Origin of the sequence: Allobosea sp. TAF32, assembly GCF_052113585.1 — a bacterium.
GTDB lineage: Bacteria > Pseudomonadota > Alphaproteobacteria > Rhizobiales > Beijerinckiaceae > Allobosea.
Window position 1 is genome coordinate 93516 of the sequence record NZ_JBFRDM010000009.1, and the last position, 24895, is coordinate 118410.

Annotated in this window: 25 protein-coding genes; 7 read left to right on the forward strand and 18 right to left on the reverse strand. The window is 65.8% G+C overall.

Annotation, left to right across the window (positions count from 1 at the left end; genetic code table 11):
* Positions 1-72 precede the first annotated feature (72 nt).
* The 7 genes from AB4Z16_RS20310 (at position 73) to AB4Z16_RS20340 (ending at position 6939) form a co-directional block, all read left to right on the forward strand.
* Positions 73-1587 carry an HAL/PAL/TAL family ammonia-lyase gene (locus tag AB4Z16_RS20310; protein WP_441513162.1) on the forward strand — a complete coding sequence of 505 codons (1515 nt, stop codon included), beginning with the start codon at positions 73-75 and terminating at the stop codon, positions 1585-1587.
* 107 nt (positions 1588-1694) lie between these two features.
* The gene (locus tag AB4Z16_RS20315) at positions 1695-2582 is read left to right on the forward strand and encodes a glycine betaine ABC transporter substrate-binding protein (protein ID WP_441513163.1); all 888 of its coding nucleotides are present in this window, start codon (positions 1695-1697) and stop codon (positions 2580-2582) included.
* A 199-nt stretch (positions 2583-2781) separates the two neighbouring features.
* Entirely contained in the window at positions 2782-3786 is a 1005-nt protein-coding gene (locus AB4Z16_RS20320) for an ornithine cyclodeaminase family protein (protein ID WP_441513164.1), read from the forward strand.
* A gap of 7 nt (positions 3787-3793) precedes the next feature.
* Positions 3794-4609, forward strand: coding sequence for a phosphate/phosphite/phosphonate ABC transporter substrate-binding protein (locus AB4Z16_RS20325; RefSeq protein WP_441513165.1), 816 nt, complete (start codon positions 3794-3796; stop codon positions 4607-4609).
* Positions 4610-4699: 90 nt separating this feature from the next.
* On the forward strand, positions 4700-5332 hold the full coding sequence (locus AB4Z16_RS20330; protein WP_441513166.1) for an ABC transporter permease: 633 nt from the start codon (positions 4700-4702) through the stop codon (positions 5330-5332).
* Positions 5329-5964 (forward strand): ABC transporter permease, encoded by a 636-nt coding sequence (locus tag AB4Z16_RS20335; protein ID WP_441513167.1) that lies wholly within the window; start codon positions 5329-5331, stop codon positions 5962-5964. Before AB4Z16_RS20330 ends, AB4Z16_RS20335 begins: the two co-directional genes overlap by 4 nt.
* Positions 5965-5985: 21 nt before the next feature.
* Complete coding sequence (locus tag AB4Z16_RS20340) at positions 5986-6939, forward strand: ABC transporter ATP-binding protein (RefSeq protein WP_441513168.1); 954 nt, start codon at positions 5986-5988, stop codon at positions 6937-6939.
* A 29-nt stretch (positions 6940-6968) separates the two neighbouring features.
* Here AB4Z16_RS20340 and AB4Z16_RS20345 read toward each other — a convergent pair whose 3' ends face one another.
* The 18 genes from AB4Z16_RS20345 to AB4Z16_RS20430 form a co-directional block, all read right to left on the reverse strand.
* Positions 6969-7754, reverse strand: coding sequence for an inositol monophosphatase family protein (locus tag AB4Z16_RS20345; RefSeq protein ID WP_441513169.1), 786 nt, complete (start codon positions 7752-7754; stop codon positions 6969-6971).
* Positions 7741-8472: an ABC transporter permease gene (locus AB4Z16_RS20350; protein ID WP_441513170.1), complete on the reverse strand. Its 732-nt coding sequence runs from the start codon at positions 8470-8472 to the stop codon at positions 7741-7743. The genes AB4Z16_RS20345 and AB4Z16_RS20350 overlap by 14 nt, the downstream gene beginning before the upstream one ends.
* On the reverse strand, positions 8469-9167 hold the full coding sequence (locus tag AB4Z16_RS20355; RefSeq protein WP_441513171.1) for an ABC transporter permease: 699 nt from the start codon (positions 9165-9167) through the stop codon (positions 8469-8471). Before AB4Z16_RS20355 ends, AB4Z16_RS20350 begins: the two co-directional genes overlap by 4 nt.
* A gap of 42 nt (positions 9168-9209) precedes the next feature.
* Positions 9210-9992, reverse strand: a complete 783-nt coding sequence (locus AB4Z16_RS20360; RefSeq protein ID WP_441513172.1) for a transporter substrate-binding domain-containing protein — start codon at positions 9990-9992, stop codon at positions 9210-9212.
* 31 nt (positions 9993-10023) lie between these two features.
* Positions 10024-10797, reverse strand: coding sequence for an ABC transporter ATP-binding protein (locus AB4Z16_RS20365; RefSeq protein WP_441513173.1), 774 nt, complete (start codon positions 10795-10797; stop codon positions 10024-10026).
* A gap of 113 nt (positions 10798-10910) precedes the next feature.
* Positions 10911-12410: a MocR-like pyridoxine biosynthesis transcription factor PdxR gene (gene pdxR / locus AB4Z16_RS20370; protein ID WP_441513174.1), complete on the reverse strand. Its 1500-nt coding sequence runs from the start codon at positions 12408-12410 to the stop codon at positions 10911-10913.
* Between the two features lie 301 nt (positions 12411-12711).
* The gene (locus AB4Z16_RS20375; RefSeq protein ID WP_441513175.1) at positions 12712-13785 is read right to left on the reverse strand and encodes an ABC transporter ATP-binding protein; all 1074 of its coding nucleotides are present in this window, start codon (positions 13783-13785) and stop codon (positions 12712-12714) included.
* Between the two features lie 2 nt (positions 13786-13787).
* A complete protein-coding gene (locus AB4Z16_RS20380; RefSeq protein ID WP_441513176.1) occupies positions 13788-15503 on the reverse strand; it encodes an ABC transporter permease in 1716 nt (571 codons plus the stop codon).
* Positions 15504-15652: 149 nt separating this feature from the next.
* On the reverse strand, positions 15653-16981 hold the full coding sequence (locus AB4Z16_RS20385) for an ABC transporter substrate-binding protein (protein ID WP_441513177.1): 1329 nt from the start codon (positions 16979-16981) through the stop codon (positions 15653-15655).
* The gene (locus AB4Z16_RS20390) at positions 16975-17955 is read right to left on the reverse strand and encodes a TIGR01459 family HAD-type hydrolase (RefSeq protein WP_441513178.1); all 981 of its coding nucleotides are present in this window, start codon (positions 17953-17955) and stop codon (positions 16975-16977) included. Before AB4Z16_RS20390 ends, AB4Z16_RS20385 begins: the two co-directional genes overlap by 7 nt.
* The gene (gene phnE / locus AB4Z16_RS20395; RefSeq protein WP_441513179.1) at positions 17933-18763 is read right to left on the reverse strand and encodes a phosphonate ABC transporter, permease protein PhnE; all 831 of its coding nucleotides are present in this window, start codon (positions 18761-18763) and stop codon (positions 17933-17935) included. The genes AB4Z16_RS20390 and phnE (AB4Z16_RS20395) overlap by 23 nt, the downstream gene beginning before the upstream one ends.
* Positions 18760-19566, reverse strand: coding sequence for a phosphonate ABC transporter, permease protein PhnE (gene phnE / locus AB4Z16_RS20400; RefSeq protein ID WP_441513180.1), 807 nt, complete (start codon positions 19564-19566; stop codon positions 18760-18762). Before phnE (AB4Z16_RS20400) ends, phnE (AB4Z16_RS20395) begins: the two co-directional genes overlap by 4 nt.
* Complete coding sequence (gene phnC, locus AB4Z16_RS20405; protein ID WP_441513509.1) at positions 19563-20378, reverse strand: phosphonate ABC transporter ATP-binding protein; 816 nt, start codon at positions 20376-20378, stop codon at positions 19563-19565. Before phnC ends, phnE (AB4Z16_RS20400) begins: the two co-directional genes overlap by 4 nt.
* A gap of 41 nt (positions 20379-20419) precedes the next feature.
* On the reverse strand, positions 20420-21409 hold the full coding sequence (gene phnD / locus AB4Z16_RS20410) for a phosphate/phosphite/phosphonate ABC transporter substrate-binding protein (RefSeq protein WP_441513181.1): 990 nt from the start codon (positions 21407-21409) through the stop codon (positions 20420-20422).
* A 116-nt stretch (positions 21410-21525) separates the two neighbouring features.
* On the reverse strand, positions 21526-22293 hold the full coding sequence (locus AB4Z16_RS20415) for a DeoR/GlpR family DNA-binding transcription regulator (RefSeq protein ID WP_441513182.1): 768 nt from the start codon (positions 22291-22293) through the stop codon (positions 21526-21528).
* A gap of 162 nt (positions 22294-22455) precedes the next feature.
* Positions 22456-22884 carry an NUDIX hydrolase gene (locus tag AB4Z16_RS20420; RefSeq protein ID WP_441513183.1) on the reverse strand — a complete coding sequence of 143 codons (429 nt, stop codon included), beginning with the start codon at positions 22882-22884 and terminating at the stop codon, positions 22456-22458.
* 77 nt (positions 22885-22961) lie between these two features.
* Complete coding sequence (gene surE / locus AB4Z16_RS20425) at positions 22962-23741, reverse strand: 5'/3'-nucleotidase SurE (RefSeq protein WP_441513184.1); 780 nt, start codon at positions 23739-23741, stop codon at positions 22962-22964.
* Positions 23742-23744: 3 nt separating this feature from the next.
* The gene (locus AB4Z16_RS20430) at positions 23745-24893 is read right to left on the reverse strand and encodes an MBL fold metallo-hydrolase (RefSeq protein ID WP_441513185.1); all 1149 of its coding nucleotides are present in this window, start codon (positions 24891-24893) and stop codon (positions 23745-23747) included.
* Positions 24894-24895: the final 2 nt, after the last annotated feature.

Below are 24895 nucleotides of genomic sequence, written 5' to 3' on the forward strand. Positions count from 1 at the left end.
CGAGAAGCGCCGCCTCCGAGCCCATTCAGCGAAGACGGACGCCGGCAGCCTCCGGCGGAAAGAAACGAGAGCATGACCAGCACGCCCGAAACCGTGGTGTTGAAGACCCCTCCGGCGACGATCGGCGACATCGTCGCCATCGCGCGCCATGATGCCCGCATCGAAATCTCGCCCGAAGTCGAGCAGCGTATGGCTGCCGCGCGCGCTGTCGTCGACCGTTATGCCGAGCTGAACCTGCCCGCCTATGGGCTCACGACCGGGCTCGGCGCCGGTGTGGACACGCGCCTCGCGGCCGACGATCTCGTCACTTTCCAGATCAGGGTGCCGCAGGCGCGCGCCGTCGGCGTAGGAGCGGCTTTGCCGCGCGAGGCTGTCCGGGCGATGATGGCAGTCCGGGTCGCCGGCATGGCGGCGGGTGGCTCGGGCGTCTCGCCGCGCATCGTCGGATCGATGGTCGCGGCGCTGAACGCCGGCTTCCATCCGGTCGTTCCCTCGCTCGGCTCGATCGGCGCCGCCGACCTCGCCCCGCTCGCGCATATGGGGCGGGCGCTTCTCGGCTATGGCGAGGCGGAGTTCGGCGGCGAGGTGATGCCGGCCCTCGAAGCACTGAAGAGGGCGGGCCTGGAGCCGCTCGCGCTTGGGCCGAAGGACGGCCATGCGATCGTCGTCGCCAACAGCCTGTCGGTCTCCCAGGCCTGCCTCGTCCTCCATGACATCGAACGCCTGTTCGAGTGGTCGCTGCTGTCGGTTGCGCTGAACTTCGAAGGCTTTCGCGCCAATACGACTGCCTTCGACGACCGCGCCCTTGCGGCACGGCCCGCCTTCGGCCAGCGGGCCGTCGCGGCGCGCCTGCGGGAACTCCTTTCAGGCAGTTCGCTGCTCGCGGAGGGGGCGGCGCGGCGTCTGCAGGACCCGCTCAGCTATCGCTGCGCGCCGCAGGTCTGGGGGGCGCTGTCGCATGCTATGGCGGAGGCCAGGGAAGCGACCGAGATCGAGCTCTCCAGCTCGGGCGACAACCCCGTCGTCCTGGCTTCGGAGGGGCTCATCCTCTCGCACGCCAACTTCGACCTGACGGCCTTCGTTCTGGCCTGGGAACGGCTGGGGCAGGCGCTGGCGCATTGTGCAGCGGCGACGGCCTACCGGACCATGAAGATCATGTCGCCCGGCATGTCGGACCTGCCGCGCTTCCTGACCTCGATGGGCCAGAACCGCTCCGGCTTCGCCACCGTCCAGAAGACCGTGTCGGCATTGGAGGCGGAAATCCGCCATCTCGCCGCGCCGGTCTCGCTCACGCCGATCCCTGTCGCCGACGGCGTCGAGGACCAGGCCTCGATGGCGCCGAGCGTTCTGGCGAAGACGGCGACCATCGTCGAGCGGCTGCGCTACCTCGTGGCGATCGAACTCATAGCCTCCGCCCAGGCGGTCGATCTGCGGGGCGTGCAAGACGAGCTCGGCGCCGGGTCTGGCGATGCCTACCGCTTCGTGCGCAGCCTGGTCGACCCGCTGGGAGAGGACCGGGCGCAGGGGCCGGATTTCATGTGCCTCGCGGACGCCATTTCGCACGCCGCTCCGGCGGGGAGGGACTGACAGGACGGCCGAACGAAGCCGCAGGACCCGGGAGGAAGACGGCCAGGCGCAGCCGGCCGGTCCAATGGAGACGCCTACCCAACGCTGCAATACAGAGGGAAACAACAATGAAGAAGTGGACCACGAAGGCTATCGTCGCAACCATCGCGATGGCGGCAGCGACACTGCAGCTGGCTGCGGCGGAACCGATCAAAGTAGGCAGCAAGAATTTCACCGAGCAGTACATCCTGGCCGAAATGTATGCCGCCGTGCTGGAAAAGGCCGGTTTCAAGGTTGAGCGCAAGATCAATCTCGGCGGCACCCTCATCGCCCACCAGGCGCTGACCACAGGTCAGATCGATCTCTATCCGGAATACACCGGCACGGCGCTGTCGGCCGTGGTGAAGGGCGAGACATCGACCGACCCGCAGAAGGTCTATGATGAGGTCAAGGATTTCTACGCCAAGAAATTCAACCTCATCTGGTTGAGGCCAACCGGGGTCAACAACGGCTACGTCATCGTCGTGCGCCGCGAGACGGCTCAGCAGAACCAGCTCAAAACCCTCTCCGACCTTGCCAAGGTGTCAGGTTCGATGGTCTTCGGCGGTGGGCCCGAATTCCCCGAACGCAAGGACGGCCTCCCGGGCCTGAAGCTGGTCTACGGTGCGGTATTCAAGGAATTCAAGCAGTTCGCCAAGCTCGGCCTGCGCTATGACGCGCTGCAGCAGAAGGACATCGACGGGGCGAACGGCGCTGCGACGGATTGGCAGATCGTATCGCAAAACCTCGTGGCTCTGGACGACGACAAGGGTTTGTTCCCACCCTACTACGTTGCCCCGGTGGTTCGCCGTCAGACGCTCGAGGCCAATCCGAAAATCGCCGAACTGCTCGAGGCCGTCGGTACGCAAATCGACAACGCGACGATGCGCACCCTCAACGCCCGCGTCGAGAAGGACCGCGAAGAGCCTCGCGATGTCGCCGTGTCCTTCCTGAAGGACAAGGGCCTGCTCCGCTGACGCCCGGTCCCTTGCCGGCCGGGACCTCCCGCTCGGCAAGGGACCGTCCCTGACGTCGACCCCGACAGCACGGCAACCGGCCCCTATCGGTTGGCTGCGGCCGGCAGCGAACGCGCATGCCGATCTCCCTGCCGGGTGCAGTCCCGGCAGAGGAGGGGGCGCGACCTTCCATTCGAACTGAAATCTGGGAAGACGAGAAATGCAGGAAATCTGGATCGACTACATCAACGCCTTGGACACCAAGGCGCTGGAGCTGACCAACGACGAAATCCTCGATGCGGTGTCGGAAGCGCTGGCCGCGCAGGGGCGGGGCGAGACGGTGATCGAGCCTAGGGTTCACCTCGTTCCCGAGAGCTCCGACAAGGGGCACTTCAACGTGCTGCGCGGCTATGTGAAGCCGCTCGACTACGCCGGCGTGAAGGTGGTCGGCGATTTCGTCGACAACTACAAGGTCGGCTTGCCCTCCGAAATGGCAGTGCTGAATCTGTTCGATCCGCGCACCGGCATGCCCAAAGCCATCATCGACGCGACGGCCATCACCGACATGCGTACCGGCGCGATCACCGCGCTCGGCGCCAAGCATCTGGCGCGCAAGGACAGCAAGATCCTGGGCCATGTCGGCGCGCGCGGCACGTCCTACTGGAACGTCCGCCTGCTCGACCACCTGTTCGATTTCGACGAGATCCGTGTCCATTCGCGCCGCCCCGAGAGCCGCGAGGGCTTTGCCGCACGGCTGGAAAAGGATCTCGGCAAGAAAATCATCGTGACGGACAACTGGGAGGATTGCCTGAAGGGCGCGGACATCATGGTGGAGGCGAGCCGCCTGCCCGAGCCCACGCCGCTGTTCAAGACAAGCTGGGTGAAGAAGGGCGCCTTCGTGGTTCCCTACGGAACGATGAGCGCGCTGGAGTTCGATCTCACGGACATCATGGACAAGGTCGTCGTCGACGACTGGGGCCAGTGCCAGCCGGGACGTCCCTTCGGCGCGCTGCGCCGACATGTCGACGAGGGCAAGGTAACCCTGGAGACGCTGCACGCCGAGATGGGACAGATCGTCTGCGGCGCCAAGCCGGGGCGCGAGAGCGACGACGAGACCATCCTGTTCTGGCATCGCGGACTAAGCAGCACGGACGTGGCGCTGGGTGCGGCGATCGTCGCGAAGGCGAAGCGCATGAACCTCGGCCAGAAACTCCGTTTTGCCTGACCGCATCATGAGCGACGCCAAACTCATCGCCTGTTCGCGAATGTACAATGTCTCGGCGGGCGTGCGCGTCCGGTGGGACGACCTGTTCGCGTGGCTGAGCCAAGAGGCCGGTGTGGCGCTGGACATCGTCGCTCACGCTTCGCCCGCGCCGCTCGCCGAACTCTGGGAACGGCGCGACATGGGGGCCGTGTTCATGTGTGGCTTCCCCCTGTCGCGCTGGTGCGAGGCGCAGCGTCCGACGATCCTGGCCGCACCCGTGGCGGAAGCGCCGTGGGCCGGCGGGCGACCCTATTATGCCAGCCACATCGTCGTGACCGAAGACGGCCCAATCAGATCGGCCGCGCAGCTTGGGACCGCAACCTGGGGATGGACGGTGCGGGATTCGCAGTCGGGGTACCACGCGCCGCGCGGCTTGCTTGCCGACCTCCTGCAAGGGAAATTGCTCGGGCGGTCGCCGGTGGGGCCGCTACTGAACCCCTCCGGCGTGGTGGAGGCGCTGCGCTGCGGCCGCATCGAGGCGGGCCCGATCGACGCCTACGCCTACGAATTGTTGGCGATGCATCAGCCGGACGCATTGGCCGGGCTGCGGATCGTCGCGACAACTGAACCGACACCCTGTCCGCCGCTCGTCTCGTCTCCCGGCGTGCCCGCCGAGATGCTGTCCACGCTGCGGCAGGCGCTGCTGCGGGCGCATGAGTGCGAGGACGGGCGTGGGCTGCTGCGCCAGCTCGGCCTAGCGCGGTTCGCGCATCCCGACGTGGCCGACTACCGGATCCTCGCCGAACGCGCGGATGCGGTCGACCGGAGGCTCGCCGCGTGGTGACGCCAGAGCCAACCAGCCTGAGCTGCGTCGTTTGATCGGCAGAGGTAACGGGCGGGTCTCCCAGGGGACCTGAGAGCTAGGAGCATCGTTTTGACTTGGGTTCCAAAGAATATCCCCCGGCTCGCCGAGGCATTGATGGAGCATCTGTACCTGGTCTTCTCCTCGGTGGGGATCGCTTTGGTGGTTTCGCTTGCCGTCGGCATCTGGGCCGCCCGGCGTCCAAGGACTTTCACCAGCATCATTCTGGTGACGAGCATCCTCTTCGCCATTCCCAGCCTCGCGCTGTTCGCCTTGCTCATCCCCGTGATGGGCATCGGGCCGGCGCCTGCGATCCTGGGGCTCGCCGCCTATTCGCTGATGATCCTGGTCCGCAACATCGGCACGGGGTTCCAGGCGATCCCGGATGAAATCCTCGAGGCGGCGCACGGCATGGGCTACGGGACCGCCCGCAGGATCTGGGAGGTCGAGCTGCCGCTCGCGATGCCGTACATCGTCGGCGGAATCCGCCTCGCGGTCGTAACGGTCATCGGCATCGCGACCGTCGCCGCCTACATCAATGCCGGCGGTCTCGGCGTCATCATCTTCCAGGGCATCGACCAGAGGTTCCCCGAAAAGATCATCGCCGGCGGGCTGCTGACCTCGGCTCTCGCGCTGTCGGCCGACTACTTCCTCACATTGATGGAAAAGGCGCTGCGCCGGCGCAATGGGAGGCAAGCCCGATGATCGTCATCGAAGCTTTTCAGTGGATCGCCGCAAATCTCGGCACGTTCACCGGTGCGTTCAACCGGCATATGGCGATGAGCCTGATTTCGCTGGGCGTCGCGCTGGCTATAGCCCTTCCGTTGGGCGTCGCCGTGGCAAGATCGCCGCGCGCCGCCTTCGTGACGGTCAACGTCGCCGGCGCCGCACGCTCCATCCCGAGCCTCGCCATTCTGGCAGCCGCCATGCCGATCATGGGCATCGGCCTCTGGCCATCGGTGATCGCGTTGGTCGTTCTGGCCGTCCCTCCACTGCTGCTGAATACGATCATCGGCATACGGGAAGTCGATCCGGCTGTCCTTGATGCCGCCAACGGGATGGGACTGGGGCGAGCGGAGATTCTCTGGCAGATCGAACTGCCGCTGGCCGTGCCCTCAATCCTTTCCGGCGTCCGCACGGCGGCCATCCAGGTCATCGGCGGAGCCGCCCTCGCATCCTTCATCGGCGGCGGCGGCCTGGGCGATTTCATCAATGCCGGCATCGCCATCATGGACATGCCGCGTCTCCTGGTGGGGGCGATCCCGATCGCGCTTCTGGCGATCTTTGCGGAGCTGGCGTTCGGCTGGCTCGAACGCAGCGTTTCCTACCGGCTCTGACAGCGGAACAGGGATACCAAGATGATACGCCTCGAAAATGTGACCAAGAACTTTGCCGGCAGCGATCGCCCTGCGGTGGACAATCTCGAGCTTCACATCGAAGCCGGGACGACCGTTGCCATGATCGGCCCTTCGGGCTGCGGCAAGACGACCACCATGCGCATGATCAACTGCCTGGAGACCCCGACCCGCGGCCGGGTTCTGGTGAACGGCCGCAACGTCGCCGACACCGATCCGAAGCAGCTACGCCGAACCATCGGCTACGTCATCCAGCAAGTCGGTCTGTTTCCGCATATGACGATCGCCCGCAACATCGCCACCGTGCCCCGCCTGCTGGGCTGGGACAAGGCGCGGACCGACCGGCGCATCAACGAGCTTCTCGAACTCGTGAGCCTCGATCCGAGCGTCATGCGCGATCGCCTGCCTCATGAACTGTCGGGCGGCCAGCGGCAGCGTGTCGGCTTCGCCAGGGCCCTGGCTGCCGATCCCGCCATCATGCTGATGGACGAGCCCTTCGGCGCCATCGACCCGATCACCAGAGTCCGTCTCCAGGACGAATTTCGCCAGATCCTGAAGAAGGTCAGCAAGACCGTCGTCATCGTCACGCACGACATCGACGAAGCGATCAAGATGGGCGACCGCGTCGCGATCATGCGCGACGGTCGGTTGCTGCAATACGACAGCCCCGAGGCGATCCTAGCCAATCCGGCCAATGCATTCGTCGAGAACTTCCTCGGTCCCGATCGGACCATCAAGCGGCTCAGCCTGATCAATGTCGCGAGCGTGATGGCGCCGCCCCGTTCGTTCGCCGAGGGCCCTCAGATCTCGCCGGATGCCAACCTGCATGTGGCGCTCGCATCCATCCTGGGCAAAAATCTCCAAGGCTTGGACGTCAAGGCACCGGACGGCACGGTCGTCGGTTATCTCGACCGAGATGCCATCCTTGCCTGTAACGTTGAACCTCATCCGGTTTGAAGTTCGCTCCGGTCCGACGATCCAATTCATCAATGGCGGCTCAGTCGCTCCAGGACCGCTCCATGCAGCGCCGGGCTGCCGCTTGCCACGACGCAGCGATGGCCCGAATGGATCGTGAGCTCCCGGCCCTCCCAATCGGTGATCGCACCGCCGGCATTGCGCACGATCGGCGTCAGCGCGCAGTAGTCGAAGGGGTCGAGCCCGCCGTCGACGCTGATGTCGAGCGCTCCGTCCGAGACACGGCCATAGGCGTGACAGCCGCCGCCATAGACGCACCATTTCGTATCGTTCCGGAGTCGTTCGAAGGCCGCCCGCTCACCGGCATCGAAGGGTTCGGGATTGCCGTTGCCGAGAATGGCATCGGGCAGCGACGCGCCCTTGCGGGTCTGCACCGCCTCGCCGTTGCGCTGCGTCGGCAGCCCGTCGCCGCCGATCCAGCGCTCGGCCGTGACGGGGTTGTCGATGATCCCGAGGATCGGCGTACCCTTGTAGGCCAGCGCGATCAGCGTGCCGAAGGTCGGGATACCGGTGATGAACGCCTTGGTGCCGTCGATCGGATCGATGATCCAGACGAAGTCGCGGTCGAGGCCGAAGGATTCGTATTCCTCACCCAGGATGCCGTGATCGGGGTGGGCGGAGGCGAGCTCGCGGCGCAGGCGGTCCTCGACGCGGCGGTCGATCTCGGTGACCGGGCTGCGATCGGCCTTGGTGTCGAAGCTGCGGCCCCTGGCGATCGCGTCGCGGATGATTGCGCCGCTCAAGTCGGCGAGCCGCCCGCCGAAGCCGGCGAAGGCGTGGATGTCAGGTTTGGACATGGGCTTCTCCGGCGATGACCGCCGTGGACTTGGCGGGCGCGCGCTGGTGTCTCGCGAGCCGGTATTCGAGGGCTCGCAGGGCTGCGGTCAGGATGGCGGCGATGACGAGATAGATCGCGGCTGCGGTCACGAAGAGCTCGTAGGGCGCGAAGGTGCGCGCCACGATCGTGTTGGCGGTGCCGGTCAGCTCCATGATCGTGATGGTGCTCGCCAGCGACGTCGCCTTGAGCATGCTGACGACCTCGTTGGCATAGGCCGGAAGAGCGAGGCGGAAGGCGCGTGGCAGGATGATGACGCGATACGTCATCGGTCCGGACATGCCGCAGGCATGGGCCGCCTCGATCTCCCCGGCCGGCACCGCCTGGATCGCGCCACGCAGGATATTCGCCGTATAGGCGGCGGTGTGCAGTGCGAAGGTCAGGACCGCGCAGAACCACGGCTCCCGGATGAAGGGCCAGAGCGCGCTCTCGCGGATGAAGTCGAACTGCGACAGGCCGTAATAGACCAGGAAGATCTGGACCAGGAGCGGCGTGCCCCTGAAGAAGGAGATGTAGAAGGCGACGACCGCGCGGACCGGAGCGGGCGCCTCCAGCCGGGCGATCGCCATCGGCACGGCCAGCACCAACCCGAGCACGAGGGCGGTCGTCAGGAGTTGCAGGCTGAGCCAGGTGCCCTCGATCAGGGCGGGCAGGCTCTCGATCATCAGGGCCGGGTTCATCGCGCCAGCTCCCGTTCGCCGCGGCTGGCGCGGCGTTCCAGTTGGGCGACGAGCAGACCGTTGCTGGTGGTCAGTGCGTAGAAAATGATCGCGGCGATCAGGTAGAAGCGGAACGGCTCGCCCGTGACCGCGGTCGCCATGGTGCTGACCCGCATGACCTCTTCCAGCCCGACGACAGAGACGAGGGAGGTGTCCTTGATCAGCGAGATCCAGTTATTGCCGAGGCCCGGCAGGGCGAAGCGCCAGATCTGCGGCAGGCGCACCGTCGTGAAGGCATCCCACCAAGAGAAGCCGAAGGCTTCCGCCGCCTCGATCTGGCCTTTCGGAATGGCGAGGAAGGCGCCGCGCAACACCTCCGCGGCATAGCCGCCGAAGACGAGGCTGAGCGCGAAGACGCCCGCCGCGAAGGCGGGAATCTCGACGAAACCTGCCGCCGCGCCGATCGATTTCGCGAGTCCGGTCAGCGTGACCGAACCGCCGAAATAGATGATCAGGATGATCAGCAGCTCGGGCGTGCCGCGCATCGCCAGGGTGAACAGGAAGCCGAGCTGCCGGACCGGCCACCAGCGGGAGAGCTGGGCGAGCGCGCCGAGAATGCCCCAGACGAGCCCGAGCGCCAGCGCGGCGAAGGCGACCTCGAGTGTCGTCAGCGCACCGTGCAGGAGCTGGCCGCCCCAGCCCATCAGGATATCCATCGCGACCTCCGCGGCTCTCCGGCTTGGCTCGCTCGCCAGCGGTCAGGGGAGGACGCTGAACGACCAGTAGCGATCATTGATCGCCTTGAAGGAGCCGTCCTTGAACGAGGCGTTCAGCGCCGCGTCGATCTCGTCGCGGAGCGCGCTGTCCTCCTTGCGCAGCGCCACGCCGACGCCGGGACCGAACAGCGCGACGTTGTTGATCTCAGGGCCGACGAAATGGAATTTCTCGCCGCGCGGCTTCTGCAGGAAATCGCCGTCAAGCTTGATCGGCCCGGCAAAGGCGAGGTCGATCCGGCCCGATTGCAGGTCGAGCAGCAGGTTGTCGACCGTGTCGTACTGAGCGAGCTTCACGCCGGGGAACTCCTTGGTCATGAACTGCTCGTAGGTCGAGGAGCGCTGGAGCCCGACGGTCTTGCCGGCCAGTGCCTTCGGGTCCGGCTTGCCGTCAGCCGAGACCGGCTGGACGTTCAGCGTCTTGGCGCCGACGAAGCGGGCTGTGGAGGAGCGGTAGGGCACGCTGAAGTCGATCGACTTCTTGCGCTCGTCGGTGATCGACATGCTCGCCACGATCAGGTCGAACTTGCCGGCGAGCAGCGCCGGGATCATGCCGTCCCATTGCTGGCAGACGAAGACGAGATTGACGTTGAGGCGCTTGCCGATCTCGCGGGCCACGTCGATGTCGAAGCCCTGCAGCTCACCCTTGGCGTCGCGGAAATTGAAGGGCGGGTAGGTACATTCGCTGCCGACCTTGACGTCCTTCGCGGCTGCGCCCGCGGTGAAGGCGCCGAGCAATCCAGCGGCGACGAGAAATGGCTTCAGCATGTCGATCTCCCCTTTTGTCTGACGGCTCGATTCACAGGATGCGCTGCAGGAAGGCGCGGCAGCGCTCGGAGCGCGGATCGCCGAGGACCTGCTCGGGCGGGCCGCGCTCCTCGACGACGCCGCGGTGCAGGAACAGGACCTCGCTGGAGATCTCGCGGGCGAAGCCCATCTCATGGGTCACGATGATCATCGTGCGCCCTTCGGCGGCGAGCGTGCGCATCACCGCGAGCACCTCGCCCACAAGCTCGGGATCGAGCGCCGATGTCGGCTCGTCGAAGAGCAGCAGCGCGGGCTCCATCGCGAGCGCCCGGGCGATGCCGACGCGCTGCTGCTGGCCGCCGGAGATATGGGCGGGATAGGCGTGGCGCTTTTCGATCAGCCCGACCTTTTCGAGATAGGCCTCGGCGCGCTCTGTCGCCTCCTTGCGGCTCAGCCCAAGCACCTTGATCGGCGCCACCGCAATGTTTTCCAGAACGGTCAGGTGGGTCCAGAGATTGAAGCTCTGGAACACCATGCCGATACGGCTGCGCATCCGGTTGATCTGCTTGCGGTCGAGCTTTCCCTGGCCGGCGCCCTGCTGCGTCAGGCGGACCGTCTCGCCCTCGAAGCGGATGGTGCCGGCATCGGGAAACTCGAGGAAATTGATGCAGCGCAGGAAGGTGCTCTTGCCCGAGCCGCTGGCGCCGATCATCGTGACGACGTCGTGGCTGCGCGCCGTCAGATCAAGCCCCTTGAGGACGGCAAGGTCCCCGAAGCTCTTCCTGACACCCTCGACTTCCAGGACAGTGCTGCGTTCGACGTTCATGAGAACTCCGCTGGTGCGGAGAACATGCGGGGCGGGGAAGGACCTCCCAAGGTCCAATTTTGCGATTTCGCTGGGGTCCAGTTTCGGCCTGGATCGAAAGCGCGCAAGCGCCGTTACTTGACGGTTTTGCAGGCCGCCTCGACGGCACGCACCACCGCTTCGGCGCAGGCCGGCAGATTCTCGGTGCCGGTATTGCCGAAGCCGATGACGAGTCCGCGCCGGGCCGGGCCGCGGCAATATTGCGACAGAGCCGGGCAGTCTAAGCCCCAGCTCAGAAGCGATGCGGCGGCGGCGGTATCGTCGAACGGGACCCGGGACCTGATCGTGAGATGCAGACCCGCCGTGACCTGCGGGACAGTGAAGCGATCGCCGAGGCGCCGCCGCAGATGTTCGCCGAGCAAGAGCGAGCGCTCCCGGTAGATCGCCCGCATGCGCCGCAAATGCGCTGCCAGATGCCCCTCCGCCATGAAGGCGGCGACCAGCGCCTGGTCCGGCTGCGGCGCGTAGAGCGAGAAGACGCGCTGCGCCTGGGTGAAGGCTTCGATCAGGTTCGGCGGCACAACGAGATAGGCCAGCCTGAGGCCCGGTGCCAGAGCGCGGTTGAACGAGCTGGTATAGATGACGCGGGCATGGGGACCAGCGGCGAAGAGCGGTGGCTGTGCCTCTCCCGACCAGCGGATCTCACTGTTGAAATCGTCCTCTAGCACCCAGCTGCCATGGGTCTGTGCCCAGGCGAGCAGCGCCTGGCGCCGTGCCGGCGGCATCGAGCATCCGAACGGGTATTGCTCGACTGGAGAGATGACGACCAGTTTCGGCAGCGCCCCGACCTCAGCCCGGGTCGGGAGCGCGGCGGCGTCGAGCCCCATCTCGTCCACCGGAAGGGGGTGGATGCGCAGGCCGCTGAGCTCGAAGGTGGCGAGCTCGGCCAGGTGGCCGGGGTCCTCGACCGCGACGGTGTCGCCGACGTCAAGCAGGACATGGGCAACGAGCGCAGCCGCCTGGAGGGTGCTGCCGATGACGATGACCTGTTCCGGCGCACAGGCCAGGCCTCGCGCTTCTGCCAGATAGGCGGCGATCTGGTGGGTGAGGCCGGCGCGAGGATGGCCCACGCCATAGCCCGTTTGCGAGATGGCGCGCGAACGCCAGTGCCGCGCCGCGATCCGGCTGAAGATCTCATAGGGAAATTCGTCGAGCGCAGGCATGCCCGGACTGAGGCCCAGCATCTCCGAGCGCTCGGGTGGGAGGCGAAATTCGATCAAACGGGCCGCACGTTCCGACAACACGGTCTCGCCGGACGGCGGTGTGGACAAGCCGGGCGTAGCTCGTGTCTGGTGATCCTCGGGCAGGATCCTGTCGACGAAGGTACCGGAGCCATGGGCGCGCCGGACATAGCCTTCCGCCTCCAACCGGTCATAGGCCTGCACCACCGTATTGCGTGCGAGCGATAACTCCTTGGCCAGGATGCGGCTGGGCGGCAGTCGCGTGCCGCGCGGAAGCATCCCCTCGACGATGCCGGCGCGGAACCGGGCGAAGATCTGCTCATAGAGCGGGATATCGCTATCGCGCTCGAGCCTGATCAGGTTCCAGACGGGATAGTTGAACTGGTTGGCCATTCGCCCTCGTCAGGCTGACACGCTCCTTCCGAATGGACGCGGACGCCGGATTCTCCAAGCGGATTTCGCGGTGGTCCTCCCGCGCCAAGCTCGATCTCTGGGACCTCGCGGCCGGTTGATGCGGCATCCCGTCGGAGGATGCACGATGCTTGTCGAAGCTCGGCAGGTCCATCAGCGCCTGGCCTGGAATACCGGGTGCATCACCGGCCCTTTGCGGAGCTTGGCAACGTCAGGTGCCCAAGTAAATTCCGGCGAACTCGCACAGGCGCCGCTTTGGCGGCTTCCCAAATGAGAAGGGTCGTCACTCCTTCAGCCAGAGAAGTGACGTCCGGGACAATGAAACCGTCAACTCCTGCCCGATCTGGAAGATCTCGCGACCGGATTGAAACGGTGCATCCACCGCCACCTCCGTTTCCCCAACCCTGACGAGATAGCGGACGCTCGCCCCGAGGAATTCGCGCCCTGCTACGGAGCCAGGTAGCGAGATGCCGTCGGCATTCCCAGCCAGAGTCGCATGCTGCGGGCGAAAGACGAGCTTGGCGCCGGGAGCGACCTCATGGCCAACCGGCAGAACGAGGCCTCCGGCAAGCTCGAAGCCTCGGCCGTCGGCAGTGGCCCGTCCATCGAGGATGTTTGCGCTTCCGAGAAAATTCGCGACGAAAAGATTGGCTGGATTCTCATAAAGCTCCATCGGCGTCCCGACCTGCTGGACGATCCCGTCATTCATGACCGCGATCCGATCGCAGATCGTGTTTGCCTCCTCCTGGTCGTGGGTGACGAAGATCGTGGTCAGGCCGAGACGCTGCTGCAGGTCGCGCAATTCGCGGCGTACATGCACCCGCATCTTGGCATCGAGATTGGAGAGCGGCTCGTCGAGCAGCAGCACCTTGGGCTCGACCGCGACGGTACGGGCGACCGCGACGCGCTGCTGCTGGCCGCCGGAGAGCTGCGAGGGCCGCCGCTCGGCGAGATGGGCGAGGCCGACGAGGCCCAGTGCCGCCTCGACGCGGCGCTCGACCTCGGCGCGCTTCACGCCGCGCTCCTCCAGCCCGAAGGCGACGTTGCGGCGCACCGTCATATGCGGCCACAGCGCATAGGACTGGAAGACCATGCCGACGTCGCGCTTCCACGGCGGCAGGTCGGTGATGGGCTTGCCGCCGATCCGGACCTCGCCGGCATCGGCATGGTTGAAGCCGGCGATCAGGCGCAAGAGCGTGGTCTTGCCGCAGCCGGAGGGGCCGAGGAAGGCGAAGAACTCGCCAGGCTTGATCGCCAGGTTGATGTCCTTGAGCACATGGTTGGTGCCGTAGGAGAGGTTGACGCCTTCGATGTCGACTGAGACGGCGGGTGTGGTCAGGGAGACGGTCGCGTTCATGATCAGTGGCCCATTCCCTTGGCCTTCTGGCTGCGTTCGATGATGAGATGGGAGAGGAAGGTGCAGGCCGCGACGAGGATCACCGCGACGACGCCGAGCGCGGCACCGGGGCCGCGGCCCGCCGCCGACTGCATGAAGACATAGAGCCCATAGGCCAGCGGCGCGTCGGAATTGGACTGCACCAGCATCAGCGTCGCCGAGAGCTCGACGGCCGCCGTCGAGAACGAGGTGACGAAGCCGGCAAGGATGCCGCCAGCCATCAGCGGCACGACGATGCGCCGGACCGTGCGCGCCTTGGTAGCTCCCAGGTTCTCGGCGGCTTCCTCGAGCGAGACCGAGATCTGCTGGAGCGCCGCATAGCAGGCGCGCAGGGCATAGGGCAGGCGCCGGATGGCGAGCGCCATCACGATGGTGATCCAGAGCGCGGCGAGAGGCGTCCCGTCCGGCAGGGTGATGCCGTAGAAGGTTCGCAGGTACCCGATGCCGAGCACCACGCCGGGGATCGCAAGCGCGGCTGTCGCCATCCAGTCGAGCCATTCGCGGCCGACGAGCTTGGTCCGCAGCACGAGATAGGCGATGGCGACGCCGAGCACGACGTCGATGCCGCCGGCGATCGTCGCGTAGATCAGCGTGTTCTTGATGTAGACCGAGCTCTCGCCGAAGACGCGGGCGTAATGCGCCGTCGTGAAGGCGTCGGGCAGGGGCGAATAGGACCAGATCGTCGCGAAGGAGAGCAGCAGCAGGCCCAGATGCGGTGCCAGCACCAGCGCGAGGATCAGGATGACGATGCCGTAGCCGAACACGGCCTCCATCGGCGTCATCACGCGCTTGGCGAGGCCGCCGCCGCCGCGCTGCGTCGTGGCGTAATCGCGCCCCTTCAACGCCCTTGCCGAGAGCCACATCGCCGTGACCGAGGCGACGATCAGAACGACCGAGATGACATAACCCATCGGGTCGGCGATGCCGATCGAGGTCACCCGCAGATAGGCCTGTGGCGCCAGCATGTCCTTGACGTTGAGCAGGAGCGGGGTCGCGAGGTCGTCGAAGACCTTGACGAAGACCAGCGAGGCGCCGGCGAGATAGCCCGGCATGGCGAGCGGGAAGACGATCCGCCGAAACAGCCGGAAACCGGAGGAGCCGAGATTCTGCGCGGCCTCTTCCATGGCGCGGTCGACATTGCGGAGCGCCGCCGAGAGATTGATCAGGATGAACGGGAAATAATGGACGGACTGGACGAAGATGACGCCGTTCAGCCCCTCCATGAAGTCGATTTTGAAGCCGAACCAGTCGTCGAGCAGCAGGTTGATCGAACCGTTGCGGCCGAAGAAGAGCTGCATCGCCACCGCCCCGACGAAGGGCGGCATGATCAGCGGCAGGAAGCCGAGTGTCTGGACGATGGCCGCGCCGCGGAAGACGAACCGTGTCGTCAGATAAGCCAGCGGCAGGGCGAAGACCGAGGCCCAGACCACCGACATTGCAGAGACATAGAACGAGTTCCACAACGAGCGCATGAATAGCTCTGTGCGAACGAAATCGTAGAAATTGACCAGCGTGAAGGTCGAGGTGCCCTTCTCGGTGAAGGCGACATAGATCACCGTCGCCACCGGCAGCACCAGGAACATCAGGAGGAAGGCGGCGATCGCCAGCGCCAGCGCGACCTGGCCGGGCGTGCCGGCGATGCGACGGGGGCGGGGAGCCGAGGTCGGAATGGCTGTCATGAGATCGCTGCGCGGGCTGTCATCCCGTGCGCGCCGCGGCATGAAATGCCGCTGCGCAGACACGGGACCGTCTTCAGGAAAGGCGCCTCTTCGTCACGCGGTCCCGCATCTGCGCCGCAGCGCGCTCGGGATGACATGCGCGGTAGAGCTTATTTCGCAGCCTTGAGAGCCTCTTCCGCCTTGGCCTTGGCCTTGGCGTAGTTGTCGCGGGCGAAGCTCGCCCACTGACTCTCGACCTCGGCCTGGCGGGCGCCCTTCTCCTTGGCGCCGGTGAAGGCGCCGCGCAGCTCCGCGCTCGCGGCCTGCGCCTCGTTGACCGGCATGGCGGCGAGCAGCACGCGGGCTTCCTCGGCCAGCGCTTTGGCCTTGTCGTTCGGCTTCTTGGCCAGGGCCGCATCGACCTCGTGCAGCACCTTGCTGACGCCCTTCAGCGCATCGAGCTGGAAGGAGATCAACTGGTCGAACAAGGTGTCGACCACCGCGGTGCGCTGCTCCGACTTGTCGACATCGAAGCCGATCATCTTCTGGAAGCGCGGATCGGTGAAGGGGTTCGGGTAGTCGGCGCCGGCCTTGGCATAGACGGCGGGATTGACCGGCAGGCGGCGGATGCCGGGCTCGAGCAGCACCTCCTGGCCGGCGGGCGAGAGCAGGAACTCGATGAAGGCTTCGGCAGCCGCCTTGTTCGGCGGGTTGGCGACGATGCCGACATTGGCCGGGACCACCGTCGTCACGCTCGGATAGACGAACTTCACCGGGAAGCCCGAGGCCTGGGCCGAGAAGGCGAAGAAGTCGATGACGATGCCGACGCCGACCTGGCCGGAATTGACCTGTTCGGGCACGCCGAAGGAGCGCTCGTTGATCGAGCGGAAATTGCCGGCCATCTCCTTGATGGTACGCCAGCCCTTGTCCCAGCCCTCGCCCTGCAGGATCGTCTCGATCGTCAGGTGGGTCGTCCCGGAGCGCGACGGCGCCGCGATCGCGACATGGTCGTAGAAGATCGGCTTGGCGAGGTCCTGCCACTCCTTGGGCTCGGGCAGTTTGTTGGCCTTGGCATAGCGGTCGTTCCACATGATGCCGTAGCCGGAGGCGGCAAAGCCGAAATAGTAGCCCTGCGGATCGTTGATCGGATAGGAGCCGATCTTGTCGGGGATGCCGGTCGCCTTGGGCTTGTAGGCGGTGAGCAGCTTCTTGCCCTTCAGCACCTCGAAGGCGTCGGGCGCCGAGGCCCAGAACAGGTCGACCTGGTTGTTGGCCTTGGTCTCCTCGACATATTTCACACCGGCATTGGTGTTGCGGTTCTGCACTTCGAGCGTGACGCCCGGAACCGCCTTCTCGAACGCCTTCTTGATTGGATCCGTGACATCCTTCGAGAATGAGGTCACGACCGTGACCTTGCCCGACGACGTCTGGGCGAAGGCCACTGCAGGCAGGCTCACCGCGCCCAGCGCGGCGGCGATCACGAAACGGCGCGTCAACATTGTGAATCTCCCTCCGAGGTATTGTTGGTTGGGGTGAGCCCGGCGGAACTGCTCATTGTTCCACTGTCCGGCTCCCAGGCGAATGTCGGCAGGCAATAGCGCGGCGCGCCGGCGTTGCGGGCGAACAGGTCCTCGCAGCTTCGCCGAAACGCCTGGCTGCCTTCGTTCCAGCTCAGTTCGTCGCGATGAATGCCGCCGGCGATGAAGAGGCAATCCACGCCGGCGCGCGCCGCGCCGGCCAGGTCGTGTTCGAGCGAGTCCCCGATCGCGAGCAGGCGGTTGGGAGGCAATCCCAGCCGCTCCAGACAGGTGCGATAGATGCGCGCCTCCGGCTTGCCGTGATAATGCACCGTCCCGCCCATCCGCTCATAGGCGAGAGCGACTGCTCCGGGCGCCTCGAGCAGACGCCCGCCCGGATGGACACGGTGGCGATCCGGGTTGCCGCAGATCATCGGCAGCCCCAGTCGCAGAGCTCGTTCGAGTACGGCCCGCCACCCGGCGGCCGACTGCCTCTCGGCATCGATGCTGAGCGTGAAGAGAAAATCCGCCTCCTCGGGGGCTTCCACGAGAGTGAGGCCCAGGCCGTCGGCGAGATGTTGCTCGCCGGGCCGCGTGAGCGGCAGGCAACGCTGGCCGAGGTCTCGGTAGCCGGGCTCATCACGCCTCAACAGCGCATCCCGGGCATCGTCGCCGGCGGAAACCACAACGTCGTAGAGGTCGCGGTGAAAGCCCATACTGGCGAGGATCGCGTCGTTCTCGCTGCCTCCGCGTCCCGAGTTCGAGAGGATGATGACGCGCTTGCCGGCTGCTCGAAGCGCCCGAAGGCAGGCCACGGCTCCTTCGTGAGCGGCAGCGCCGTCGTGCAGCACCCCCCACTGATCCAGCAGGAACCCGTCATAACGCCCGGCCAGCTGCGCCACGCCCTCCACGAAGATTGTCTGCCGATGCAGATCAGACGATGCGAGAGCGGACATAGGCCGAAAGCGCCTCGCTGATGATGACGATGCCGAGGATGGCGATCAGGATGACGATCGCCTGCGACCAGGCGAACTGGTTGATCGAGGCGTAGAGCAGGAGCCCGATGCCGCCAGCGCCGACGAAGCCGAGCACGCTCGACTCCCGCACATTGATGTCCCAGCGATAAATCGAGGTGCCGATCAGCACCGGCAGGATCTGCGGGAGGATCGCGATGCCATAGACCTGCAAGGTGCTTGCGCCGGTCGATTCCACCGCCTCGATCTGGCCGCCATCGACCTCCTCGATCGCCTCGGCGACGAGCTTGGCGATGAAGCCGATCGAGCGGGCCGCCACCGCGCAGATGCCGGCGACCGGCCCCGGCCCGAAGATCGCGACGAAGAGGAGGCCCCAGATCACCGTGTTGATCGAGCGCGACAGCACCAGCATGGAGCGTCCGATGAGCCAGGTCGCCTGGTTGTAGGTGGTGTTGCGCGCCGCGAGGAAGGCGACCGGTAGCGTGAAGACGATGGCGATCATCGTGCCGAGCGTCGCGATGTGCAGCGTCTCGATCAGCGGCTGGACGATGCGCGGCAGATAGGACCAGCGCGGCGGCCACATCCGCGCGATCAGGTCCGCCGCCTGCTCGTGGGCATCGGCGAAGAAGGCCCACTCGATGTCGAGCGCCGAGACCGACCACGCCGCAGCGACCGCGATGCCGCCGAGCCAGAGCCAGTGCACGATGCGCTCGCGCAGCGAATAGCGTTCCCACTGGTCGGGATAGCGGCGCATCGGCGCGCGGTCCTGCGGGAGCTGATGCGCCGTCATCTCAGCCTCCGCCTGGCCCAGTCGCTGAACCATTCGCCGAAGGCGACCATCGCCGCGATCGTCAGCAGGATCGCGCTGGCGAAGTCGAAATCATAGCGCGAGAACGAGGCCGAGAGCGTCTGGCCGATGCCGCCGGCCCCGACGATGCCGATCACGGTCGAATGCCGGAGGTTGGAATCGAGCCGGTAGATCAGCACGCCCAGCATCTTGACCAGGACCTGCGGGACGACCGCGTAGAAGAAGGTCTGGCCGAAGCTCGCGCCGGTGGCACGGATCGCCTCGACCGGGCCCGGCTTCATGTTCTCGATATCCTCGGCCAGCATCTTGCCGAGGAAGATCGCCGAGGAGAAGGCGAGCGTCAGCAAGCCGGCAACCGGGCCGAAGCCGAACAGCTTCACGAAGAAGATCGCGATGATGACCTCGTGGAAGGTCCGCCCCGTGACGATGAAGGCGCGTGCCAGCAGATAGAGCGGCCGGGGCGAGAGATTGGCCGCGGCCGCGATGCCGATCGGGATCGACAGCACCGCGCCGATGATCGTCGCGGCGATGGCGATCTGTACGCTCTCGACCATGCCGGTCAGCAAAAGCTGCCAGCGGCCGAAATCAGGTGGAACCATGCGTGCGAGGATCGTCCAGGCGCGTGGCAAGCCGGCGAGGATGCGGGCCGTGTCGACATTGAGCGTCGAGAGCGACCAGACAAGATAGGCGCAGACCAGCGCCCAGAAGGCGAGCCGCCGGTCGGGGCTGCCGAAGATGCTGGGCGCACGCCATTTGCTGGGATGGGAGGCTGCCGCCACCGTCATGACAGTGCGCCGAGCGGGGCCATCGTAGCGCTCGCGGGAAAAGTCTCGGCCTCCTCGTCCTGTGGGGTCGACCAGTCCTCCTCGCCATAGATTCGCGTCAGCGCCGCATCGGTCAGGGCCGGGGCCTCCGCATCAAAGACGACCAACCCGTCCTTCATGCCGATGATGCGGTCGGCATGGGCGCGGGCGAGCGCGACGTCGTGGATATTGATGATGGCCGGTGTCTGGCGCTCAGCGACGAGCTCGCGCACGAGGCGCATGATCTGGCGCGACGTCTTGGGATCGAGGCTCGCGGTTGGCTCGTCGAGGAGCAGCAGGTCCGGCCGCTGCATCAGGGCGCGTGCGATGCCGACACGCTGGCGCTGCCCGCCGGAGAGCGCGTCCGCCCGCTGGTTGTGGTAGCCATCGAGGCCGACGCGGTCGAGCAGGGCGAAGGCCGCCTGGATATCTTCGGGCGGGAAGCGGTAGCGCAACGAGGCAAGGAGGCCGGTATAGCCGAGCCGCCCCGACAACACGTTCTGCATGACGCTGAGCCGCTCGACCAGATTGTATTCCTGGAAGATCATGCCGATGCGGCGCCGTGCGGCGCGCAGGCCACGCCGGTCGAGCGCGACGATATCCTCGCCGGTGAGCCGCACGCTGCCCGCAGTCGGCTCGACCAGCCGATTGATGCAGCGGATGAACGTGCTCTTGCCGGCCCCCGAGGAGCCGATCACCGCCACGAGCTGCGGCCTGTCGATCACGACATCGACCCCGCCGAGCGCCTTCTTGCCGGTTGGATAGACCTTGGTCAGCCCCTCGACGGCCAGCAGCGGCGCGCCGCTGCCTGCCGCCGCCCCGAACGCAGCCGACATCAATCGCCCTTCAGCTTCGAGAGGCCGTCCTGGGTATAGGTGATGCCGCTGTTGCTCTGGATCAGGATGATGTCGCTCCAGGCGTCCTTGTAGCTGAGCTCCTTGAAGCCTTTGGTGTCCTTGAACTCCTTGGCGAGCGCGGAATTAAGGAAGTCGAAGGTCAGGAAGGCCTGCTTGATCCTGGCCTGCAGCTCGGGCTTGAGGTCATGGGCGAGACCGAAGGCCGTGCGCGGGAACGGGCTCGACTCATAGACGATGCGGATGTCGTCGCGCTTGAACATGCCGCGATCGGCCATACGCTCGACGACGCTGGAGGCGACCGGCGCCGCATCGTAGTCCTTGTTGACCACGCCCATGATCGAGTTGTCGTGCTTGCCCGAGTAGAGGACCTCGTAGTCCTTGCCGGGTACGACGCCCTTCTCCTTGAACAGGATGCGCGGCGCGGTGTCGCCGGAGTTCGACGAGGGCGCGACATGGGCCACGCGCTTGCCCTTGAGATCAGCGATGCTCTTGATCGGCGAATCCTTCGGCACGATGAGCTGGAGCGTGTAGCCGATCGAATCGTCCTTCTTCGCCATTGCGACAATCGGCACGAAGCCTGCGAGATTGACCGCAAACGGCGTCGGTCCACTGGCGACGCCCGCGATGTGAAGGCGCCCGGAGCGCATCGCCTCGACCTGCGCGGCATAGGACTCGGCGCCGAACCATTTGATCTTCTTGCCGGTGACCTTGCTCAGATGGGCGAGGAAGTCGGCGAAGACGTTTTCGTAGACCGACGGATCTTCGACCGGCGTGTAGGAGAAGATCAGCGTATCGGGGTCTTTCTGTTTCGCCGCATCGGTCGGCGTGTCGGCGAGCAAGTCGCGATTGGCGTCGCAATAGCGTGCATCGAGCGTCCCGCGGTTCGCACAATCCTGCGCCTGCGCGGAGCCCGCGAGCCCGACACCAAGAGCGAACAGGCAAAGGAACGCGGTTTTGACGCGCAGCATGGCAACCTCCCCGGAAGCGGCGCCTGTGAACAGCGCTCGTGTAAGATTTCTTCCATCCTGATCAATATCGATCAGCGTGACAAGGGTTGCCGGCTACTCAGATGCCACTGCGCCTCCTAGGCGACCAGCCAGCGACTGCCGCTCTTGAGCCAGGCTTGGCGTAGCGGCTCGGTCGGTTCGGCATCGACGACGAACAGGTCTACCATGCCTGGCTCGGCGATCCTGGCGGTGCCGACTTGGCCGAATTTGCTGTGGTCTGCGAGCACGGCCGTCTGACGAGACCGGGCCATCGCCGCCTGACGAACGGCAATCTTCTCGAGATCGAAGTCCATCGGCGCACCGTCGTCGTCGAAACCACCGGCGCCGAGAATTGCATAGTCGAAGCGGAAACCCGCAATCATGCTGATGGCCTGCTGGCCAACGAGGGACCCGTTGGCACCGCGGGTGATTCCGCCTGTGACTACGACCTCGAACACGCCGCCTTGGCAGAAGATCTGTGCGACCGAAACACTTGCGGTCACGACACGCAGTCCCGGCTTCCCTAGCAATGCACGGGCTGCGGCTTCTACAGTGGTGCCAACGTCGAGGAACACCGAAGCGCCTGGTGGAACGACGTCCGCCAGAGCCGCTCCGATCCGCTGCTTGCCCTTGGGTGAAATGGTGAGCTTCTGGGCGTAGGCCGAGCGGATGCCGCCCGACGCCAGGCCCGCGCCGCCATGGAAGCGTTGCAGATAATTCTGTTCCTGCAGACGGATGATTTCGCGCCTGATTGTCTGGGTCGACACGCCGAAGCGGGCTGCGAGAGTCTCGATCGTCGTGAAGCCGACTTCCTGCACAACGGCGAGAATCTGTTTCTGGCGAGAGGTGAGGCCGAGCGTCGGCATATAGCTCCACCGGCAATGGGGGGAAGTTCGATTCCGAGCCCTAGTAACAACGAATGAAAAAATGGGCCAAGCCCTGTCGTGCCGCGCATCGGCGCATCCTATGCGAATGCGGCACTCGGCCTCGCCAAGCGCCCGACGGATGCAACATTGGCGAGGTTGGCATCAGAGCTTCAGCGTAGCCAGCACTTTTCTAAGTCCCGGCTCTTCCACAAGGTCGGCCGCGTCCTTCAGGCTAAACCAATGTCGCAGGCGCTGTGCCTGTTCGGGCCAGTGGGACAACTGCTCTGTGACAAGCAATGGATAGAGGCGAACTTTGCAGAGCCTGAATTCCGCTTCCATTCGCTTCCAATAGAGATACCGCCCGACGGCCTTCTTTTTCATCAGCCCAACCGCGCCAGCTTCTTCACGCGCCTCTCTTGCTGCTGCGTCATGAGCTTTCAGTCTCTTGATCGGCCACCCCTTTGGCACGGTCCAGCGTTTTGTCGAACGCGTAGTGACGAGCAGAACCTCCCAAGAACCGGCGGCTGTCCGTCGAAGCGGTAACGCTCCGACTTGCAGATTAGCCTTGCCGTTTTCCCGGGGTTTCTTCATTGCACCAGTGTGGTTTCGAGACGCCGCGCTTTCTGGCGGACTCACAGGAGCCCGGCGAGACGATCTCGCCAAGTACGCTATTGCTCAGCTGTGGCGACCGGGGCAGGGGACAGCGCGGCGTTGAGCCCGGCGGCGAAGCCGTCAGGCAGCGGCGCCCCATCGATCCAGCAATGGCGGACGATGGCGATCCGGCCCGAATCGATCAGGCTGTTTTCGTCGCCGGGCCGGCTCGTATGAGGCCGGCCGCGCCGGATGCGCCAGACGATGCGCTCGCCATCATCTGACTTTACATCGGCCGCTCCGGCGATCTTGTCGCGGCCAATCGTGGCGAGGCCTGCCTCTGCCGGCAGGTCTTTCGGCAGGTTGACGCTCAGATAGGCGCCCTCGCGACTCCAGAGCGCGCGACGCTGCCAGAGATTCTCGATCAGGGCGGCGAGTGCCGTGATATCCCGTTCCTCGGATGCGCCGCCCTTGGTGCGGGAGAACCCGATCGCCGGAACGTCCCAGAAGCTCGCCTCGCGCGCAATTGACAGCGTGCCGGAATAGGCGGCGTCTTCGGCGGCGTTGCGACCGTCGTTGACTCCGGACAGGACGAGATCGGGACGGCCTCCATCGCGGAACAGCACGGTCATGGCGGCGACGACGCAATCGGCCGGGGTGCCGTCCAACGCGTAGACCTGCTGCTCGCGACGGGTCAGCGTCAGGTCGCGATCGAAGGAGAGATGGTGGCTTGCTGCCGTCCATTTCCGCTCGGGGGCGACGACCCAGATATCGGACGCCACGCGGGAGGCGGCCTGACGGAGCAGCGCGATCCCGGCTGCGTCGATGCCGTCGTCATTGGCAATGAGGATGCGCATGGCTCAGATCTCGATCTTGTCGCCGGGCTTCAAGTCGGCCACGAGGCGGGGGATGGTGGCGGCGAGATTGCGGGCAGTTGCGGCGTCGCAGGAATGGGCGAGCACGCGACCGGCACCGTTGGCCGCGGCGATGGCGGCATTCTCCGGCAGCGTGGGATGGGTTGGGAACCGCAGCCAATCGGCTTTTCCGGCAGCGCGCAACGCATCGGCAGGGCTGCCTTTCGGGATATGGCCGGTCAGCAGCACAGGATGCCCCGCGCGCTCCGCCTGGTGGAGCGCAGCCTTGGAGGGACCTGCGAGCCCCATTCCGTCGTCGCAGAGCAGGGCGGCCGGAGGCAGCGGCTGCCCCTCTTCCCAGAGGAGTGCAGCGGCGAGGCGGTGCGACAAAACCTCGGCGATGCCGGGCTTCAGCCAGCCGCTGGCGGCGATCTGTGCGGCAAGGGCGTTTCGCATCGAAGGGTGGATTGCGATCGGCCCCCCGATCAGCCCGATCAGTTCGATTGAACGGCCGGATAGCGGGGTCGGCAAGACACTCCCTTGCGGATGGCGGTCCAGCCAGCGCGTGATGGCAGCGCCACGCTCGGCGGCGGGGACATTGTCGGCACCATAGGACGCATCGACGAGCAACAGGTCGCTGGCTGGCAGCGGGTCCATCGCGAAGACGGGGCTGGCCGGCACGACATCGCCACAGTAAACAAGCCCGCGCCCGCCCGCGGAAAGATGGCACCAGACGCCGCCCACGACATGGCCGCTGCGGCCCGTATGAATGGTCAGCGGACCGATGGCGAATTCCCGGCCGGGCGCGATGGTCTCGATAGCGGCCATCCGCACGAGCGCATGCTCTTGCGGCGTCGCATAGGCGGCGAGTGTGGCGTCGGCTTCAGCCGCACTCTCGGTCGTCATCAGGATCCGGCCCATAAAGCCATGGGCGAGGCACCAGCCCAGTGCCGCGACATGGTCCTCATGGGCATGAGTGACGATGATCGCATCAAGGCGCTCGAGCTCGGACGGGCTGATCGCAGGGTAGTAGCTAGGGCCTCGCGGCACGCTGGTGTCGACACCAGCATCGAGCAGAAGACGCGTCCCGCCTTCCTCGACGCCGATGCAGGTGCGGCCCTTCTCGCCGACGCCGCCATGAATGGTCAGTTTCATAC

Coding starts and splice junctions, on each gene's coding strand:
- AB4Z16_RS20360 (WP_441513172.1), bottom strand. CDS start 9,992: ATGCTGAAGCCATTTCTCGTCGCCGCTGGATTGCTCGGCGCCTTCACC.
- AB4Z16_RS20325 (WP_441513165.1), top strand. CDS start 3,794: ATGAGCGACGCCAAACTCATCGCCTGTTCGCGAATGTACAATGTCTCG.
- AB4Z16_RS20375 (WP_441513175.1), bottom strand. CDS start 13,785: ATGAACGCGACCGTCTCCCTGACCACACCCGCCGTCTCAGTCGACATC.
- phnE (WP_441513179.1), bottom strand. CDS start 18,763: ATGACGGCGCATCAGCTCCCGCAGGACCGCGCGCCGATGCGCCGCTAT.
- AB4Z16_RS20355 (WP_441513171.1), bottom strand. CDS start 9,167: ATGGATATCCTGATGGGCTGGGGCGGCCAGCTCCTGCACGGTGCGCTG.
- AB4Z16_RS20310 (WP_441513162.1), top strand. CDS start 73: ATGACCAGCACGCCCGAAACCGTGGTGTTGAAGACCCCTCCGGCGACG.
- AB4Z16_RS20390 (WP_441513178.1), bottom strand. CDS start 17,955: ATGTCCGCTCTCGCATCGTCTGATCTGCATCGGCAGACAATCTTCGTG.
- AB4Z16_RS20380 (WP_441513176.1), bottom strand. CDS start 15,503: ATGACAGCCATTCCGACCTCGGCTCCCCGCCCCCGTCGCATCGCCGGC.
- AB4Z16_RS20415 (WP_441513182.1), bottom strand. CDS start 22,293: ATGCCGACGCTCGGCCTCACCTCTCGCCAGAAACAGATTCTCGCCGTT.
- AB4Z16_RS20315 (WP_441513163.1), top strand. CDS start 1,695: ATGAAGAAGTGGACCACGAAGGCTATCGTCGCAACCATCGCGATGGCG.
- AB4Z16_RS20350 (WP_441513170.1), bottom strand. CDS start 8,472: ATGAACCCGGCCCTGATGATCGAGAGCCTGCCCGCCCTGATCGAGGGC.
- AB4Z16_RS20420 (WP_441513183.1), bottom strand. CDS start 22,884: ATGAAGAAACCCCGGGAAAACGGCAAGGCTAATCTGCAAGTCGGAGCG.
- pdxR (WP_441513174.1), bottom strand. CDS start 12,410: ATGGCCAACCAGTTCAACTATCCCGTCTGGAACCTGATCAGGCTCGAG.
- AB4Z16_RS20340 (WP_441513168.1), top strand. CDS start 5,986: ATGATACGCCTCGAAAATGTGACCAAGAACTTTGCCGGCAGCGATCGC.
- AB4Z16_RS20335 (WP_441513167.1), top strand. CDS start 5,329: ATGATCGTCATCGAAGCTTTTCAGTGGATCGCCGCAAATCTCGGCACG.
- phnE (WP_441513180.1), bottom strand. CDS start 19,566: ATGACGGTGGCGGCAGCCTCCCATCCCAGCAAATGGCGTGCGCCCAGC.
- AB4Z16_RS20365 (WP_441513173.1), bottom strand. CDS start 10,797: ATGAACGTCGAACGCAGCACTGTCCTGGAAGTCGAGGGTGTCAGGAAG.
- AB4Z16_RS20385 (WP_441513177.1), bottom strand. CDS start 16,981: ATGTTGACGCGCCGTTTCGTGATCGCCGCCGCGCTGGGCGCGGTGAGC.
- phnD (WP_441513181.1), bottom strand. CDS start 21,409: ATGCTGCGCGTCAAAACCGCGTTCCTTTGCCTGTTCGCTCTTGGTGTC.
- surE (WP_441513184.1), bottom strand. CDS start 23,741: ATGCGCATCCTCATTGCCAATGACGACGGCATCGACGCAGCCGGGATC.
- AB4Z16_RS20345 (WP_441513169.1), bottom strand. CDS start 7,754: ATGTCCAAACCTGACATCCACGCCTTCGCCGGCTTCGGCGGGCGGCTC.
- AB4Z16_RS20430 (WP_441513185.1), bottom strand. CDS start 24,893: ATGAAACTGACCATTCATGGCGGCGTCGGCGAGAAGGGCCGCACCTGC.
- AB4Z16_RS20320 (WP_441513164.1), top strand. CDS start 2,782: ATGCAGGAAATCTGGATCGACTACATCAACGCCTTGGACACCAAGGCG.